At 70.9% G+C, this 18,223-nt stretch carries 12 protein-coding genes; 6 read left to right on the top strand and 6 right to left on the bottom strand.

What is annotated here, in order from left to right; translation table 11 throughout:
* The first annotated feature begins 45 nt into the window (after window positions 1-45).
* Window positions 46-1,827 (top strand): methionine--tRNA ligase, encoded by a 1,782-nt coding sequence (metG, locus tag ACIHFD_RS44575; protein ID WP_350725869.1) that lies wholly within the window; start codon window positions 46-48, stop codon window positions 1,825-1,827.
* Here metG and ACIHFD_RS44580 read toward each other — a convergent pair.
* Together ACIHFD_RS44580 and ACIHFD_RS44585 are read right to left on the bottom strand one after the other, a co-directional pair.
* Entirely contained in the window at window positions 1,772-3,007 is a 1,236-nt protein-coding gene (locus ACIHFD_RS44580) for an FAD-dependent monooxygenase (protein ID WP_397372089.1), read from the bottom strand. The genes metG and ACIHFD_RS44580 overlap by 56 nt on opposite strands.
* A gap of 46 nt (window positions 3,008-3,053) precedes the next feature.
* The gene (locus ACIHFD_RS44585) at window positions 3,054-6,257 is read right to left on the bottom strand and encodes a BTAD domain-containing putative transcriptional regulator (RefSeq protein WP_397372090.1); all 3,204 of its coding nucleotides are present in this window, start codon (window positions 6,255-6,257) and stop codon (window positions 3,054-3,056) included.
* Here ACIHFD_RS44585 and ACIHFD_RS44590 point away from each other — a divergent pair.
* Both ACIHFD_RS44590 and ACIHFD_RS44595 read left to right on the top strand, forming a co-directional pair.
* The gene (locus ACIHFD_RS44590; RefSeq protein WP_397372091.1) at window positions 6,256-7,131 is read left to right on the top strand and encodes a TatD family hydrolase; all 876 of its coding nucleotides are present in this window, start codon (window positions 6,256-6,258) and stop codon (window positions 7,129-7,131) included. The genes ACIHFD_RS44585 and ACIHFD_RS44590 overlap by 2 nt on opposite strands.
* Before the next feature lie 109 nt (window positions 7,132-7,240).
* A complete protein-coding gene (locus ACIHFD_RS44595; protein WP_397372092.1) occupies window positions 7,241-8,158 on the top strand; it encodes a ubiquitin-like domain-containing protein in 918 nt (305 codons plus the stop codon).
* 3 nt (window positions 8,159-8,161) lie between these two features.
* Here ACIHFD_RS44595 and ACIHFD_RS44600 read toward each other — a convergent pair whose 3' ends face one another.
* Window positions 8,162-9,349 (bottom strand): hypothetical protein, encoded by a 1,188-nt coding sequence (locus ACIHFD_RS44600; protein ID WP_397372093.1) that lies wholly within the window; start codon window positions 9,347-9,349, stop codon window positions 8,162-8,164.
* Window positions 9,349-11,232, bottom strand: coding sequence for a protein kinase (locus ACIHFD_RS44605; protein WP_397372094.1), 1,884 nt, complete (start codon window positions 11,230-11,232; stop codon window positions 9,349-9,351). Before ACIHFD_RS44605 ends, ACIHFD_RS44600 begins: the two co-directional genes overlap by 1 nt.
* Window positions 11,233-11,278: 46 nt before the next feature.
* Between ACIHFD_RS44605 and rsmA the strand changes: the two genes are divergently transcribed.
* On the top strand, window positions 11,279-12,139 hold the full coding sequence (gene rsmA, locus ACIHFD_RS44610; RefSeq protein ID WP_397372095.1) for a 16S rRNA (adenine(1518)-N(6)/adenine(1519)-N(6))-dimethyltransferase RsmA: 861 nt from the start codon (window positions 11,279-11,281) through the stop codon (window positions 12,137-12,139).
* A 1,095-nt stretch (window positions 12,140-13,234) separates the two neighbouring features.
* Complete coding sequence (locus ACIHFD_RS44615) at window positions 13,235-13,606, top strand: NlpC/P60 family protein (RefSeq protein WP_397372096.1); 372 nt, start codon at window positions 13,235-13,237, stop codon at window positions 13,604-13,606.
* Here the strand turns inward: ACIHFD_RS44615 and ACIHFD_RS44620 are convergent.
* On the bottom strand, window positions 13,579-14,421 hold the full coding sequence (locus tag ACIHFD_RS44620) for an arginase family protein (protein ID WP_397372097.1): 843 nt from the start codon (window positions 14,419-14,421) through the stop codon (window positions 13,579-13,581). The genes ACIHFD_RS44615 and ACIHFD_RS44620 overlap by 28 nt on opposite strands.
* Window positions 14,422-14,768: 347 nt before the next feature.
* Entirely contained in the window at window positions 14,769-15,671 is a 903-nt protein-coding gene (locus tag ACIHFD_RS44625; protein ID WP_397372098.1) for a 4-(cytidine 5'-diphospho)-2-C-methyl-D-erythritol kinase, read from the bottom strand.
* 354 nt (window positions 15,672-16,025) lie between these two features.
* On the opposite strand from ACIHFD_RS44625, the gene ACIHFD_RS44630 reads away from it, so the two are divergent.
* Window positions 16,026-17,858 (top strand): ABC-F family ATP-binding cassette domain-containing protein, encoded by a 1,833-nt coding sequence (locus ACIHFD_RS44630; RefSeq protein ID WP_397372099.1) that lies wholly within the window; start codon window positions 16,026-16,028, stop codon window positions 17,856-17,858.
* Window positions 17,859-18,223: the final 365 nt, after the last annotated feature.

Consider the following 18,223-nt stretch of genomic DNA (forward strand, 5'->3'; position numbering starts at 1 on the left):
GGGATTCGGTCCGAGACGGACAGGGAGCCCCGTAGGCTAAGGACTATGTCCCAGCACATCTTGACCGCCGTCGCGTGGCCGTACGCAAACGGCCCCCGCCACATCGGGCACGTCTCCGGGTTCGGCGTGCCGTCCGACGTCTTCAGCCGCTACCAGCGGATGGCGGGCAACAAGGTGCTGATGGTGTCAGGCACCGACGAGCACGGCACGCCCATCCAGGTGCAGGCCGACAAGGAAGGCGTGACCGCCAGGGAGCTGGCCGACCGCTACAACCGCGTCATCGCCGAGGACCTCACCGGGCTCGGGCTCTCCTACGACCTGTTCACCAGGACCACGACGAAAAACCACTACGCCGTCACACAAGAGATCTTCAAGGGTCTTTTCGACAACGGCTATATCTTCCCCAAGACCACGATGGGGGCGATCTCCCCCTCGACCGGCCGCACCCTGCCCGACCGCTACATCGAGGGCACCTGTCCCATCTGCGGCTACGACGGCGCGCGCGGCGACCAGTGCGACAACTGCGGCAACCAGCTCGACCCGATCCAGCTGATCAACCCCAAGAGCCGCATCAACGGCGAGACGCCCACGTTCGTCGAGACCGAGCACTTCATGCTCGACCTGCCCGCCTTCACCGAGGTTCTCGGCTCCTACCTGCAGTCCAAGCAGGGCGAGTGGCGGCCCAACGTGCTGAAGTTCGCGCTCAACCTGCTCGGCGACCTGCAGCCGCGCGCGATCAGCCGCGACCTCGACTGGGGCGTGCCGATCCCGCTCGACGGCTGGCGCGACCAGCCCAACAAGCGGCTCTACGTGTGGTTCGACGCGGTGATCGGCTACCTGTCGGCGTCCATCGAGTGGGCCAGGCGCTCGGGCGACCCCGACGCGTGGCGCCAGTGGTGGCAGAACCCCGACGCCCGCGGCTACTACTTCATGGGCAAGGACAACATCGTCTTCCACGCCGAGATCTGGCCGGCGATGCTGTACGGCTACAGCGGGCAGGGCGACCGCGCCGGCACGCCGGGCTCGCTCGGCGGGCTCCAGGTGCCGTCCGAGGTGGTCTCCAGCGAGTTCCTGACGATGGAGGGCAAGAAGTTCTCCTCGTCCAGGCAAGTAGTAATTTACGTAAGAGATTTCCTGGCGCGTTACGACGCCGACGCCCTTCGCTACTACATCGCGGTGGCCGGACCGGAAAACCAGGACACCGATTTCACCTGGCAGGAGTTCGTCAACCGCAACAACGGCGAGCTGGTCGCGGCCTGGGGAAACCTGGTCAACCGGTCGATCTCGATGGCGGCCAAGAACTTCGGGGCCGTGCCCGAGCCGGGCGACCTCACCGACGCCGACCGGGCCCTGCTGGAGCGCTCGCGCAAGGCGTTCGCGCCGGTGGGCGAGGAGCTGAGCAGGTCGCGCTTCAAGAACGGGATCAACGAGGCGTTCGACGTGGTCCGCGAGGCCAACAAATACCTGGCCGAGCAGGAGCCGTGGAAGCTCAAGGAGGACCCGGAGCGGCAGAAGTCGATCCTGCACGTCGCGCTCCAGGTCGTCGACGACGCCAAGACGATGCTCACGCCGTTCCTGCCCAGCTCGTCCAACAAGGTCTTCACCATGCTCGGCGGCGAGGGCGTGTGGTCGGGCATGCCGGAGATCCGCGAGGTCGACGAGGACGGCGGCACCCCCTACCCGGTGATCACCGGCGAGTACGACGGGGCGGCCCGGTGGGAGCACCGGCCGATCAAGCCGGGCACGCCGCTCGCGCCGCCCGTGCCGCTGTTCAAGAAGCTCGACCCGAAGGTCGTGGACGAGGAGCTGGCCCGGCTGGGCGAGTGACCTCGTAGGCCCCGTAGTCCTTGAGGCTGATGGCGTCGGCGGTCTTCCTGACCGACTTCGCCATCAGCCCCTTCCACGGCAGATACGGCAGGAGCCGGTAGTTCTGGTTCATGAACCAGGCCATGAACCTGTTCTCCGGGACCATGAACTTGCTGACGCCCACGGCCGACCGCTGGCACCCCTCGGCGTAGGCGCGCACCTCCCGCTCGTAGCGGGCGAAGGCGGCGCGGTGGCCGCCCTCTGCTGCGGCCAGCTCGCCCGCCAGCACGTACGCGCTCACCATCGCCAGTCCGGTGCCCATGCCGGACAGCGGCGAGGCGCAGCACGCGGCGTCGCCCAGCAGCACCACCCGGCCGCGTGACCAGGAGTCCAGGCGGATCTGGCCGACCGAGTCGAAGTAGAAGTCGTCCGTCCGCCGCATCCTGCGCATCAGCTCCGGGACCTCCCAGCCGACGCCCTCGTACGCCTGCTCCAGGAACTCCTGCTGGCGGGCGACGTCATGCCGGTCGTGGTCGAGCGGCGGCGAGCCGAACCAGAACACGGCCTTGGCCTCGGCGTTCCCCCTCGCGCTGTAGATCGCGGCCATCCTGCCCGGGACGTTGTAGGCGTGACCGCTGTGGTCGAGCCCGAGGTAGTTGTCGATCGTGAACACCGCCGAGTAGAGGCCCAGGTACGACAGGTAGTCCCGCTCGGGACCGAAGGCCAGGGATCGCACGTTCGAGTGCAGGCCGTCCGCGCCCACCACGAGGTCGAAGCGCCTGGCCGGGCTCCGCTCGAAGGTGACCGTCACCCCGTCCGCGTCCTGGTCGACGGCCGTGATGGAGTCGCCGAAGACGTACTCGGTGTGGGCCTGGGTGGCGTCGTACAGGATGCGGGCCAGGTCGCCGCGGAGGATCTCGATGTCGCCCGCGAACAGGTCTTCGGGCATGGCCACGAGCTTCCTGCCGGCCTCGTTGACGTTCCACATGGCGCCCATGTGGGTCTGCTCGCGTTCGACGGCGTCCAGGATGCCCATCTTGCGAAGGACGGTCAGATGCGCCTCGCCGCGGAAGTCCACGGCGTAGCCGCCCTCACGGAGGGCCGGGGCGCGTTCGACGACGGTGGTGCGGTGGCCGTACCGGGTGAGCCAGAGGGCGAGCGCGGGGCCGGCGACGCTCGCGCCGGAGATCAGGATGTCCATGCCCCTGACCCTGCCGATCCGGTCTCACCGCGTCCTCACCGGACTCTCACCACGGGGTCGGCTGATCGGTGACGGCGGCGATGGCGCTCAGCGGTGAGCGGTCGACGACCTCGTCGGGCACCCCGGCGAGCGCCAGCGCCTCCCGGTGGGAGAGCCGCGCGCCCGCCCGCCGGGCCCGCGCGTAGGCCTGGTCGTCCAGCGCCGCCCGCACCCGCTGCGCGACCTCGGGCTCCTGGGGCAGCTCGATGCCCCGCATGGCGACGGCGGCTCCCAGCAGCGTGGCCGCCCGCTCGGCGTCGTCGTCACCGAACGCCAGCGCGGCCAGCGCCTCGAACGCCCGGGCGGTCTCGGGCAGCGCGCCCGACTCGATCGCGCCCGCCACCGCCCGCTCGTAGGACTCTCTGGCCGTCTTCCGATCCCCTTCGGCCTCGGCCACCCGGCCCAGGCCGACGCGGAGCCGGGCCAGGTTCCCCGCCGACTTGACCCATACGGGGTCCGACTGCCCCAGCGCCCGTTCGTACAGTTCCCGCGCCCGTGCCAGGTCGCCTTTCGCGGCGGCAACGTCACCGAGCCCGCGCAGCGCCGAGGCCAGGTACGTCGGCAGGCCCACCCGCCCCGCCAGCTCGGCGGCCCGCTCGTAGTCGGCCCGCGCCCCGGCAGGGTCGGTCGCGATGCGGTGATCGCCCCGGTTGCACAGCAGGTCGGGCAGATCCTCCTCGGCCCCGAGCTGCTCGGCCAGCGCGATCGCCTCCTCCACGCGCGCCACGGCCGTCGCGTCGTCGCCGCAGGTGCCCGCCAGCCACGAGAGCCCGTCCAGGGCCAGCGCCATGCCCCAGCGGTCGCCGAGCACCCTGAACTGGTCGAGCGCCGCCGTCAGATCGGCCTCCGCCGAGGCGAACTCCCCGGCGGTCATCTGCGGATAGGCCCAGATGAACCGGGCCATCGCCCGCTCCCACGGGTCTCCGTCCCGCGCGGCCCGCCGCAGCACCGTGAGCGCCACCGTCGGATCGATCGAACCCGCCGTGATCATCGGCCACAGGAACGTGACGAGCGGGTACCGCCGCGCCCCGGAGCCGTCGGTGACCATCGTCTCGGCCAGGCTCTTGTGGCTCTCCCAGGCGTCCCTGCCGGTGCTCCCGGCCAGCGCGGACAGCAGGCACAGCACGTACGCCTCGCCCAGCTCCGGATCCGGCGCGGGACCCGCCGCCTCCAACAGCGCCACCGCCGGGGCGGTCGCGGCGGCCCGCATGCCGCGCATCCACAGGTACGACGACTGGGCCGCCAGCAGCCGCATGCCGAGCACCACCTCCCCGGATTCCGCCGCCCAGCGCAGCGCCGCCTGCAGGTTGTCGTGCTCCGCGGCGAGCAGGTCGAGGTGGTGGAGCTGGTCGGCGCCGCGCAGGTGCGGGTCGGAGCGCTCGGCCAGGCCGAGGAAGTACGCGGCGTGTGCTTTCCGTACGGTGTGCGCCTCGCCGGCCAGTTGCTCGGCGCAGAACGCGCGGATGGTCTCCAGCATGCGATAACGGCCGCCGCCCGGCTGGAGGAGCGATTTGTCGGCCAGGGAAACCAGGAGGTCCTCGGCGTCCGCCAGCCCGCACACCTCGGCGGCGGCCGTGGCCGTGGCGCCGCCGGAGAAGACGGTCAGGCGCCCGGCCATGGCCTTCTCCCGGTCGGTGAGCAGCTCCCAGCTCCACGCGACGACCGCGCGCAGGGTCTGGTGCCGGGGGTCGGCCGTCCGGCTGCCGCGCGACAGCAGGCTGAACCGATCCTGGTCCGCCAGCCGTACGGCCAGCTCGTGGGCCCCGTGCGTACGCAGGCGGGCGGCGGCGAGCTCGATGGCCAGGGGGAGGCCGTCGAGTGCCGCGCAGATGCGCTCGACCGACTCGTCCGGGGTGAAACCCGGGCTCGCGGCGGCGGCCCGGTCGGTGAAGAGCCGGACGGCGTCGGCGGGGGCGAGCGGGTGCACCGGCCAGACGTGCTCGGCCGTGACGGCCAGCGGCTCGCGGCTGGTGGCGAGGACGCGGAGGTCGGGGCAGGCGGAGAGCAGGCGTTCGGCGAGCTCGGCGGCGTCGTGGACGACGTGCTCGCAGTTGTCGAGGACCAGCAGCATCGGCCGCCCGGCCAGCGCCGCGACCAGCCGGTCCGTCGGCGCGGACCGCTCTCCCGGCCCGATGGCGCGGCCGCCCAGCAGGCCGCTCTCCCGCACGCCGAGCGCGCCGAGCACGACCTGCGCGAGATCCACACCTACCCCCGCCGCCTCTGGCCCCGCTGTGTTCGTCCTCGACGCGCCGGCGCGCGCTGAGGCCAGTTCGACCAGCACCACCTCGGCCGGCTCCCGGGTATCGCCCAGCGGCGGCTCGGCGAGCGACCGGGCGACCTCGACCGACAGCCGGGTCTTGCCCGCGCCGCCCGGCCCCAGCAGGGTCACCAGGCGCGCGGAGCCGAGCAGCGCGGACACCGCCGCCACGTCGGCGTCCCGTCCGACGAAGCTCGTCAGCCTGGCGGGCAGCGCGCGCCGCACCGGCGCGACAGGATCGGCCGGCCCGCGCAGCAGGCGGCCGTGCAGGTCGGCCAGCTCGGCCGACGGATCCGCGCCCAGCTCGTCCGCCAGCAGCCGCCGGGTGTCCTCGAACACCACCAGCGCCTCCGCGGGCCGCCCGTCCGCCTGGAGGGCACGCATGAGCCGGCCGCGCAGCCGTTCCCGCAGGGGATGCCGCTCGATCAGCTCGCCCAGCTCCGCCACGACCTCCCTGTGAGTGCCGCGCCGCAGGTCGGCCTCGATCCGGTCTTCGAGCGCGGCCAGCCGCCGCTCCTCCAGGAAGGCCCCGTGCTCGGGGTCCAGGTCCGCGACCGCCGAGCCCCGCCACAGCGCCAGCGCCTCACGCAGCAGCCCCGCTGCCCGGACGGGGTCCCCGCCACCCTCCAAGGCGTCCCGGCCCGCGTCGGCGAGGCGCAGGAAACGGTGGGCGTCGATGTCGTCGGGCGCGGCGAGCAGCCGGTAACCGAGCTCGGTCAGCTCGATCGCGACCCCGTCCCGCCGCAGCCGGGACACCTGCGAGTGCAGCGCGTGTACCGCGTCGCCGTGGGCCCGGTCCCCGTAGAGGACGTCGACGAGCCGATCCCGGGAGACCACCTCTCCGGGGCGGAGCAGCAGCAGCGCCAGCAGCGCCCGCCGAGCGGGACCGCCGAGCGGCACCTCGCCCCCGTCCGCGCGCCAGGCCATGGTGCTGCCGAGGATGCCGAACCGCATGGACGCTACTTTAGAACTCGTGACCAAGCTTCCCGCCGCTCCCGAGCCGCTTTCCGCACCGGTGTTCGACAGCCACTGCCATCTCGACATCATGGTCGGCAACAGGCAGGCGTCATCCGGCGATTCGGTGGCGCAGGCCGCGCAGGCGTCGGAGGCCAGTGTTCGGAGCATCCTGGAGGACTCCAGGGCGGTCGGCGTGACGCGGCTGGTCACCATCGGCTACGACCTGAGGTCTTCCAGGTGGAACGCCGACGTGGCGGCCGAGCAGGAGGGTGTGTACGCCGGGGTCGCCATCCACCCGAACGAGGCCCACGAGGCCACGGCGGAGGTCCTGGCCGAGATCGAGAGCCTCGCGCGGCGGCCGGAGGTGCGGGCAGTGGGGGAGACCGGGCTCGACTACTTCCGTGACTGGGCGAGCAAGGAGGACCAGCACGCGAGCTTCCGCGCGCACATCGAGATCGCCAAGCGCACCGGCAAGGCGCTGGTCATCCACGACCGCGACGCGCATGACGACGTGCTGAGGGTGCTGGCGGAGGAGGGTGCGCCGGACAAGGTCGTCTTCCACAGCTTCTCGGGCGACGCCGAAATGGCGAAAAAGTGTGTCGAAGCCGGATATTTCATGTCTTTTTCCGGGCCTGTGACGTACAAGAACGCCGCCTACCTCCGCGAGGCCGCCCAGACCGCCCCGCAGGAGCTCATGCTGGTCGAAACCGACGCCCCCTACCTGCCGCCGGTCCCGCACCGCGGCAAGCCCAACGCCCCCTACCTCATCCCCCTCACTTTGCGCTGCCTGGCGGAGGTCAAAGGGGTCCATCCGGATCAGTTGTGCGAGGCGATCAGTGCCAACGGAGTCATGGTCTTCGGCGAGTGGTGACCATCTTTTGCTGAACTCGCGGCTGCGGGGACGAACGCGGCGCTAACGTTCGGGCGGTCCTGACCGTTACCGGAATCGGGCGGCCCGTGGCCGCACCCGGAGGTGCTTCGTGCGAGGTAAGAGGCGCGCGCCTCGTCCCCCGATCCCGTGGCGTTCGCCGTGGACGCCGGTCGTGTGCCTGGCGGGCATGGTGGCGCTGGGGGCGCTCGTGTCGGTGTCGTCCCTGGTCAAAGAAGTCGTCGTGATCGTCGACGGCAGGCAGTCGCAGGTCCGCGCGTTCGCGGGGACCGTGCACGACGTGCTCGCGGAGGCGGGGGTCTCGGTGGGGTACGGCGACCTCGTACGACCTCCCGCCCACGAGGACGTCACCGACGGATCCACCATCGAGGTTCGCCACGCCCGCCCGATCACCCTGACCCTGGACGGCCGCACCAGCCGGCACCTGGTCACCGCCACGAACGTCGGCGACGCCCTCGCCGAACTCGACCTCACCCCGGCCGCCGGCAAGCTCTCCGCGCCGCCGGACGGCGCGGTGCCGCTGTCGGGGATGGAGCTGACCGTCTACACCCGGCGCAGGGTGTACGTGGTCGCCGGCACGAGCCGGATCGCCTCGCGCACCACCGCCAGGACGGTACGCGAGGTGCTCAGGCAGAAGCGCATCCCGCTGCGCCACGGCTACGTGGTGAACCCGCCGCTCGGCAGCTTTCCCAAGGACGGGACGGTCATCACGGTCACACCATCGCACACCGTACCGATCCGTCCGGAGGTCCTGCGGCTCAACTGGCAGGCCCTGGCCGTGTGCGCGGCTCAGGGCGACCCCCAGGCCTACAACCCGGACGGGCCGTACTACGGGATGTACCAGTTCAGCCTGCCCGTGTGGCAGGCCGCAGGCGGGATGGGGATCCCCAGCACATGGCCGGCGGAGGAGCAGACGTACCGGGCGCAGGTCCTCTACCAGCAGATGGGCAGCCGCTGGCAGACCCAGTGGCCGAACTGCGCCGACCGCCTCTTCGACCCGGCCCAGTAGGGGTCATCCCGATAGGGACACCCCGAAATCCGCGCCCTTGGGCGGCTGGACCGACTGGAGCGACTCGGCGTTCCGCCCGGCCACCGCCACCTTCCCGTACGGCCGCGCGTCCGGCTGCCCCACGAACAGCTTGTTGCCGCTGAACGCCACCGACCACCCGGACAGCCCGTCGCCGGTCGCCAGCTGCCGATCCTCGGCCGCGTTCTTCCAGGAGACCACCCGGACACCGCCCCCGTACGGGGCGCCGATGGCCAGCCTGCCGTCCGCCGACGCCGCCATCGAGAACCCGAACGCCTGCTTGCCCCCCTGCGTCACCCTCCGCGTCGGTTTCCTGCCGGGGTCGAGCAGCTGCACGTACCCGGGGCCGGGGGAGCTCACCGCGTACCCGGAGCCCTCGCCGTACACCACCGAGTAGCCGAACCTGTCGCCGGAGACGTCCGTCGGCGAGTCCAGCTTGAACGAGGTGATCTTGGGTGCCAGCACGTCGTCGATGAAGACCACGGACCCCGAGTCGATCTTGCCGGTCTCGACCTGGCGGCCGGCGCCGTCGTCGTTCTCGTACGGGACGCCGACGACCAGCTCGTTCTTCGGCCCGAACGCCATCGACCAGCCGAACTGGTCGCCGACCTCGCTGTTGCCCCGCACGTCGTCGGACTCCTGGCTGATCCTGCGCAACTGGCCGGTGCCCTGGCGTACGTAGATCGCGCCCACGTCGAGGAGCCGTCCCTCGTCCTCGTACGGCGCGCTGATCGCCAGCAGGTCGCCGCGCGCGGCCAGCGACCAGCCGAAGTGCGCGAAGCGCTGGGGCTGGGCCGCGGTCAGCCGCTGGGGAGGCGTGGCGCCGCCGCCGTAGACGACGTACGCGGCGCCGGCGTCCTCGGTGCCGTCCACGTCCGCGTACGGCGCGCCGATCACCAGGTCGGCGCAGGCGTCGGCGTCGACCTTGGCCAGCCGTACGGACCAGCCGAAGGCGTCGCCCCTGGCCAGGTCGGGAACGGTGACGGGGACGACCTTGTCGCCCGACAGCACGCTCACCGAGCCCTTCTGGCCGTCCGCGAACGGGTCGCCCACGGCGACGTCGTCCACGCCGTCACCGTCGAAGTCGGCGGCTCCGGCGCAGGCCGCCGCGCCGGTGTGCATGAGCGGTGTCCCCGTCGCGAGCATGAGCGCGATGAGCGCGGATCGGATCATCACAGCGCGACCTCGATCTGCTTGCCGTTCTCGAGCATGGTCGCCGTCAGCTTCACGGGTTTGCGGTACATCGCCAGGTCGAACACGAACGCGCTGTCCACCCGCCCGCCCGGCAGGATGGCCGGGGGCAGGGTCAGGGCTGCCGGATCGTGTTCGCCGCCCCGGTCGTCGACCATGGTGACGACGGGCTGGACCAGCTGCCTGCGCTCGCCGCCGGGGTTGAGCATCGTCCAGCGGATCACGCAGAGCTGGCCCTGGGTCGCGGTCTTGCCCTCGTACTCCTTCAGCCCGCACTCCGGCGCCGACGCGACGATCGCGACGGGGTCGTCGAAGTTGGCGCCCAGCGCGAAGCGGCGGCCCACGTCGTTCGGGCCGGCGGTGCCGGTCGTCTGGGACGGGGTACCGGGGGTGGCGGTGGTGGGCGTGTTGCGGGCGGAGGTGACGATCAGTACGGCCACCGTCACGACGATGGCCAGCACAGCGGCCGCGGCGGCGATGAGCCACCGGGTGCCCTTCGTCCTGGAGCCGCCGAGGGTGTCGGGTTCGTCGTTGCCCGCCAGGGTTTCGGGCGGCCGGGTGTTGTCGCCGGGCAGGCTGCCCTGACGCGGCTGCACCTGGGCTTCCGGTCCACCCGAGCGAGCCTGCTCCTTCTTCTTGGCCAGGGCTTCGGCCTGAGCCTGCTCCCGCTGCCGAGCCTGCGCCTCCCAGCGCGCGAACTCCTCCTTGGCGGCCTCTTCCTCCCTGCGCGCCAGCTCCTCGACCGACGGCTGAGGGGGCGCGCCCGCGTTTCCGAACGAGCCCGGCACACTGGGCGCACCCGAGGCGCTGGAGGCGCCAGGGATGCTCGGGTTGGGAGGGCTGACCGGATTGGCCGCGCTGCCCGGGATACTCGGGGTTCTACCGGTGGCATCGCTCGGCGGCGGTGTCGTGAAAGTAGCCGTGATATCCGGCTCATCCACGACATTCTGCGGCGGCTGCCATTCGTTGAGCATCTCGGTCGCGACCAAGGTGGGCGGATCGGCGGGGCGCGCCGGCGTACTGCCTCCCACCAGGGCGATCAGGAGATCCTGCGCTGACGGGCGCACGGTGGGGTCCATGGAGGTGGCCCGCCGTACTAACTCGTTGAGCGGCGCGGGCAGCACGCCCAGCTCGGGCGGGGCGTTCAGCACGCGCGTGGCCAGCGTGATGGGGTCGCCGCGGCCGAACGGGTGCCGTCCGTTGCCCGCGTACGCCACCAGGCAGCCCCAGGCGAAGATGTCGGCCGCCGGGCTGACCACCTCGCCGCGCACCTGCTCCGGGGCCCACCATCCGGGGCTGCCCAGCAGTTCGCCGGAGAGCGTGAACCCGGTCTCCCGGTCGAGCGCCCTGGCGATGCCGAAGTCGATCACCCTGGGTCCCGACAACGAAAGGATCACGTTCGCCGGTTTGAGGTCTCTGTGCACGAGCCCGGCCACGTGGATCGCCGCCAGCGCCGCCGCGACCCCCAGCGCGACGCCGTGCAGCGGCCCCGGTTCGAGGGAGCCGTATTTCGCGATCTGGTCCGAGAGCGGGGTGCCCGCGATGTACTCGGTCACCATGTACGGACGTCCGTCCCCGGTGTTGCCGTTGTCCAGCACCTGGGCAGTGCAGAACGACGCCACCCGGCGAGCGTTCTCGACCTCCGCATGGAACCTGGCCGCGAAACCCTCCTGGTTGGCGAACTCCGCCTTGACGACCTTGAGCGCGACGAATCGACCCGTCGGTGCCCGCGCGAGGAACACGGTTCCCATCCCGCCCTCGCCGAGCCGGCCGAGCAGCCGGTACGGTCCGATCTCCCGCAAGTCCGTCGGGCGGAGCGGCGCGGCGCCCGTTGGCTCCATGAGGGACGTCCCTTCCTGTTCCACGCCATCCTCTCCTTTGGTCTCCCCAAGCGCCATCGATGGTTCTTCGATGCGAGAGACTGGTTGGATGATGAGGCTGTTGGGCCCTGCAGAAATACGTATTTTGGCGGACAAGCTAGATCTTCGTCCGACAAAAAAGCTAGGCCAGAACTTCGTGATCGACGCAGGAACCGTCCGGCGCATCGTCCGCGTGGCCGATCTTTCGGAGAACGACGTGGTCATCGAGGTGGGGCCGGGCCTCGGCTCGCTCACCCTCGCCCTCCTGCCCTCCGCCGCGCACGTGGTGGCGGTCGAGATCGACCCGGTGCTGGCGGGCCAGCTCCCCATCACGGTGGCAGACCGCGGCGGGCTCGACAAGCTCACGGTCGTGAACGCGGACGCCATGCGGATCACCCCGGACGATCTGTCCGGATTCGCCCCCACCGCACTCGTCGCCAACCTCCCCTACAACGTGGCCGTCCCGGTGGTGCTCCACCTTCTCGAGGTCCTGCCGTCCCTGCGCAAGGGTCTGGTCATGGTCCAGTCGGAGGTCGCCGACCGCCTCGCCGCCGGCCCGGGCTCGAAGGTGTACGGGATTCCGTCGATCAAGGCCGCCTGGTACGCGGACGTACGCCGCGCCGGCCCGGTCGGCCGTACCGTCTTCTGGCCCATCCCCAACGTCGATTCCGGCCTCGTCTCCATGGTGCGCCGCGAGCCGCCCACGACGAGCGCGTCGCGCGAGGAGGTGTTCGCGGTGGTGGACGCCGCCTTCGCCCAGCGCAGAAAGACCCTGCGCGCGGCCCTGGCAGGCTGGGCGGGCAGCGCGGCCCAGGCGGAGGCGGCACTGAGGGCGGCTGGCGTTGACCCCTCGGCCCGCGGGGAGCAACTGGACATCACATCCTTCGCCCGCATAGCCGAACTCAAGCCCTAACCCCCTCCGCGTCCCCTCCCCGCGTCCCGCATCCCCCTCCCATCCGGCACCCTGCCCACCCCCCCGGATTCTCGGGCTCCCCGGACTCCCGTGCCACACGGGCCACCCGGGCCCCCGGGCCACCACCCCCCCCACCTCACCCTCCCGCCCGGTATCCTGCCCGCCCTCCGGCCCGGCACCTCCGGCCCGGCACCTCCGGCCCGGCACCTCCGGCCCGGCACCTCCGGCCCGGCACCTCCGGCCCGGCACCTCCGGGCCCCCACCCCCCACCTCACCCTCTCGCCCGATACGCTGCCCCGCCCGCCCGCCGGCCCGGCCCGGCACCTCACCTCACCCTTCCGCCCGGGTGCCCCGCCCACCGTCCCAGCAGGTGCCTAACCAGCCGTTCTGGGATGCCCCACGGCGCCCCTTCCGTCCGGTGCCCAACCCCGCGCTCTCATCCGGCGCCTCAACCGACTCTCCGGGTCGGCGCCCAATCAGCCCTCCCGACCGGTGCCCGACCCACCCCGCCCGGTACCCCCTCCCGGCCAGCACCCCATTCACCCGCGGTGCACAGATCCGATGTGGTCGTCCACAGCCCCACCCACCCAGCCTCCCGTTTTCCACAGAATCACGCTCGGCCCAACCCCATCTCCCGCCACCGAATGATCCTGGCCTCCACACCCACCACACGGTCAGGAGGCCACCATGATCACCCTCCCCACCTTCCTCAGGCTCACCCTCGGCGGCGTCCTCTTCGGCGGGCTCATCGCAGTCCTGACCCCCCTCCCGATCTCCGCCCAAGCAGCGGCGACCCGGCCCCGGCCCTGGCCCCAACCCAGGACCCTGACCCCCCTCCCGACCTCGGCCCAAACCGCAGCAACCCGTCCCCAACCCAGGACTCTGGCCACCGTCCCGACCTCCGCCCAAACCGCAGCGACCCCACCCCAACGCAGGATCCTGACTATCAACCCCGAAGCCGAGCCCCTTCAACGCACCTCAGACGGGAGGGCCACGGATCCCACAACCGGGCTCGATTCACTCCTACGCACCCCCGGCGGCAGGATCACCACCCTCACAAGGGGCCAGATCGCCGTCTCGGCCGCCCTGGACCAATTGGGAGTCTCCTTCTCCTGGGGCGGCGGCTCAGCGAAAGGCCCCACCATCGGCATCGGCAGGGGCGCCGGCACAAGGGGCTTCGACTGCAGCGGCCTGACCCTCTACGCCTGGTCGAAAGCCGGCATCGCCCTCACCCACTACACCGGCGCCCAGTTCCGCCAGGGCCGCAGGATCCCGTTCCGCGCCCGACGCGCAGGCGACCTGCTCTTCTTCGGCGGCGGCGCGGGCGACCCGACCCATGTGGCCCTGTTCCTCCGGGATGGCCTCATGATCCACGCCCCCAGAACCGGCGACGTGGTCAGAAAGACCAACTTCCTGGCCTCGCCGTATTTCCGCTCCGTCTACCGCGGCGTCGTACGTCCAGGCTGAGCACAGACCTTCACCAGCTCGCCGACCAACCCGGAGAGCAACTCCTGATCTTCCTGCCTGGACGGCTCGTACTCCGTGAGCCCCAACCCCGCCACCTCGAACCGCTCGGCAACGGCGGCGACGAGCGAGAGCAACTGTTCAGGCTGCAGCCCACCCGGCGTAGGACACCCCACGCTCCGGAAGACCAGAGGATCGAGCACATCGAGATCGATATGAACGTAGACGACAGGCTCGCGCCCCTCAGGGCCGTCATCCCCGAGCGCCCCAGCACCACAGTCCTCGATCGCCGCGACCAGCCCCGCGCCGTCCACCACCGGAAGATGCCGGACCCCGTGCTCCTCGACAAAGGCGGCCTCACCCGAATCGAGGTCCCGCACTCCGACGAGCACGATCCGCCCAGGCGCCACCGGCTCCCGAGCCACCAGCCCCTCGGGCCCTTCCCCGGTGAGCGCCCGCAGCACCATCCCGTGATAGGCCCCGGAAGGCGACGACTCAGGCGTGTTCAGATCCCCGTGGGCATCGAACCAGACCACAACGAGCCGATCCCCGTACCGCTCCCGAGCCGCCGCAACCGGCTCGAGCTCAACCCCGCAATCCCCGCCAACGGTGACCAGGAGCCCATGTTGAGCCTGCCCGACCGCCGCACGAACCTTCACAGCCGTCGAGCGAAGATCGTCATCAACTTCGACACGAACCCGCTGATCCGCCGCCCCCACCATCTCGGCCAGCAACCGCGCCCCTTCCCGCAGGCGCTCAGCCGTGGGAGCCCCGGACCCCCGCCACTGCCCCACCTCAACCACCGTCACCCCGGCCATCGCGGCCCTCCTCGTCACCTCAGCCTCATTGGTCACTCACGGGAGACCGGCTGCTCAGGCCGATACCCCGCAAACCAACGCTACGCGGGAGGACGAGAGTGCCACCAGGGCGGCATCCTGGAGCAGGGCGTGGGCGCCAACGTTGTGTGGGTGGCCGGGGATCAGGCCAAGTTGGCGTCCTGGACCGGCCCGTGGGCGCCAACGCTACGTGGGAGGACGAGAGCCAGACCAGGGCTGCATCCAAGACCGGAGCATGGGCGCCAACGCTATGCGAGAGGCCGAGTACCAGACCAGGGCGGCGTCCTAGACAGGGGCGTGGGCGCGGACGCTATGCGAGAGGCCGGGGATCAGACCAAGGTGGCGCCCTGGACCGGGCCGTGAGCAGCCACGGCCGTGTGTGCGGCGCCGGTGGTGGTCAGGCTGAGGGCCAGGTCGCGGGCGTGGAGGGCGTCGATGGCCAGGAAGGCGCACGTCGGGCCCGACCCCGAGACGATCGCGCCCAGGGCCCCGTGCTGACGGCCGGCGTCAAGCGTGGGCGCGAGTTCCGGCCGCAGGCTGAGCGCGGCCGACTGGAGGTCGTTGCTCAGGTGGGCGCCCAGGGAGTACGCGTCTCCCGTGCCCAGCGCCTCCATCAGGGAGGCGTCCAGCTGAGGCCACGGCACCTCGGCCCCTTCGGCCGCCCTGAGCCGGTCGCACTCGGCGTAGACGCTGGGCGTAGAGAGCCCGCCGTCCGCCAGCGCGAACACCCAGTGGAACGTCCCCCCGGTGGGCAGCTCGCTCAGCTGCTCACCGCGACCGGTGCCGACCGCCGTGCCCCCGAGCAGGGAGAACGGGACGTCGCTGCCGAGATCACCGGCGATCTCCATGAGATCTTCGAACGGCAGCCCCAGACCCCACAGCTCGTTGCACGCCACCAGCGCACCGGCGGCGTCGGCGCTGCCGCCCGCCATCCCGCCCGCCACGGGGATGTCCTTCTGGATGATCAGATCGACGCCGTACGTGCGACCCGCGTGCTTGGCAAGCGCCCGGGCGGCCCGGATCGCCAGGTTGCTCTCGTCTGTCGGCACCTGGTCGGACCACTTCCCGTTCACCGCCACGGTGATCGACTCGGACTCCTTGGCCACCACCTCATCGAAGATCGATACTGCGTGGAAGACGTTCACCAGGTCGTGGTAGCCATCTTCCCTGAGCGGGCCGACAGAAAGCTGTACGTTGACCTTCGCGGGCACACGTACGGTCACCGAACTCATCGATCTTCTGCCACTCTCATCACTTGCCGGGGTCAAGGACACTCGATGTTATCGAGGCCCGCCGCCCTGACATGCGGTTCTCGAAAGATGACCTCGGGAACGCCCAACTCATCAACACGCAGAGTCAAGTTCGTAGACATTTGCCCCAGATCCTCACTGGAGCATAGGCGGCCCCCGCGATGGACGTCTCCTGTGGCGAGGACGTCCTCTGCGATGGGGACGTCTCATGCGGTGGGGACGTCGCCTGTGACGTACGCCACGGCTGGCCGGAAGTGCTGCCGGGTGTTACGAGGTGCGGAGGTGGGCGGATCGTCGGGCGTTGGGTGGGCGGGGAGCCGATACCCTGGGGAGGTCATGAATCTGGTCAATCTTGAGTCGGTTTCCCATGCGTACGGGCCCAAGCCGCTCCTCAGCGACGTATCCCTGGGTGTCGAGGCAGGCGAGCGCATCGGCGTCGTCGGTCGTAACGGGGGCGGGAAGACGACCCTCCTGTCCGTGATCGCGGGAGCGGTACAGCCTGACAAGGGGCGGGTCACGCATAACCGGGGCCTGCGGGTCGGGTTCCTGTCGCAGCAGGACACGCTCGACGCCGGCACCGCCGTACGCGAGATCGTCCTCGGCGAGCGGGCCGAGCACGAGTGGGCGGGGGATCAGCGCGTACGCGAGATCCTCGCCAACCTGATCGGCGATCTCGACCTCGACGCCAGGGCCGGCGATCTGTCCGGTGGGGAGCGCAGGCGTACGGCGCTGGCGCAGCTGCTCATCGACGACCATGACCTGATCATGCTGGACGAGCCCACGAACCACCTCGACATCGAGGCCATCGCCTGGCTGGCCGGGCATCTGGCGGCGAGCAAGAGCGCGCTGGTGGCCGTGACGCACGACCGGTGGTTCCTCGACGCCGTGTCGAGCCGTACGTGGGAGGTCGTGGACGGGCGGGTCGAGCGTTATGAGGGCGGCTATGCCGCTTACGTGCTCGCGAAGGCCGAACGGGCGCGGATCGCGCAGGCCGCCGAGGAGCGCCGCCAGAACCTCATGCGCAAGGAGATCGCCTGGCTGCGCCGTGGTCCGCCTGCCCGCACGTCCAAGCCGAAGTTCCGCATCGAGGCCGCCCAGGCTCTGATCGCGAACGAGCCTCCGGCGCGCGAGACCGTCGAGCTGATGAAGTTCGCCGCGGCCCGCCTCGGCAGGACCGTTTACGATCTTGAGGACGTCACGCTGCACGCCGGCGGGCCGGACAGCGGGCCGCTGGTGCTTGACGATCTCACGTGGCAGTTCGGCCCGGGCGACCGCATCGGGCTGATCGGGGTGAACGGCTCCGGCAAGTCGTCGGTGCTGCGCCTGCTCGCCGGCACGGTGGTGCCCGACTCCGGGCGCGTGATCAAGGGCAAGACGGTACGTCTTGCGCACCTGTCCCAGGAGCTGGCCGAGCTGGATCCGGCGCGGCGGGTGCTGGAGTCGGTGGAAGAGGTACGCAAGTATCTCCAGGTCGGCAAGCGGGAGTGGACGGCCTCTCAGCTGCTCGAACGCCTGGGGTTCAAGGGCGAGGCGCAGTGGAAGGTGGTCGGCGATCTGTCCGGCGGTGAGCGGCGGCGGCTGCAGCTGCTCAGGCTCCTCATGGACGACCCCAACGTCCTGCTGCTCGACGAGCCCACCAACGACCTCGACATCGAGACGCTCAACGAGCTCGAGGACCTGCTGGACGCCTGGCCCGGCACACTGGTCCTGGTGAGCCACGACCGCTACTTCCTGGAGCGGGTGACCGATCGCTGCGTGGCGCTGCTCGGTGACGGCAAGCTCTCGCTGCTGCCCGGCGGGGTGGACGAATACCTCGAACGCCGCGCGGCCGGCACGGCCCTGACCGCCCGCCTCGGCACCTCGGCCAATGCCACTATCGCGCAGGCGCCCAGTGCCGCCGTCGCATCGGGGGGCGTCGCGGGTACGTCCACGCCCGATGAGGGGCTGTCGGCCAAGGAGGAGCGCGAGCTGCGCAAGGAGCTCAACCGCCTGGAACGCCAGCTCGACAAGCTGAGCGACCAGGAGTCCCGCCTCCACGCGGCCATGGCCGATGCGGCCAGCGACTACGAGAAGCTGGGCTCCCTCGATGCCCAGCTGCGCGAGATCAACACCCAGAAGGACACGATCGAAGCGGAGTGGCTCGAGGTGGCAGACCGCCTGGGCGACTGAGGCTTCCCGTCACACGGGGGCGGAGCGGCTTGGGGCTGTCGATCGTGTGGGTGGCTGGGGCTTCGCGTCGCCCGAGATGGAGCGGCTTGGGGTGGCTGACCGCTTGGGCGACTGTCGCTTCGTGTCATTCGAGGTGAAGTGGCGTGGGTTGGTCGCTTGCTGGGGTGGCTGTCGCTTTGCGTGTCCCGAGATGGAGCGGCTTGGGGCGGCAGACCGCCTGGGCGACGGTCGCTTCGCGTTGCCCGGGTGAAGTGGCTTGGGGTGGTCGATCGCTTGGGTGGCTGACGCGCAGCAGCACACCCGCCCGATGGGGGCTGGAGGGCGGGTTGGGGTCGGATGGGAAGGGATGCCTGCCGGGCGTAGAG

Source organism: Nonomuraea sp. NPDC051941 (assembly GCF_044593615.1).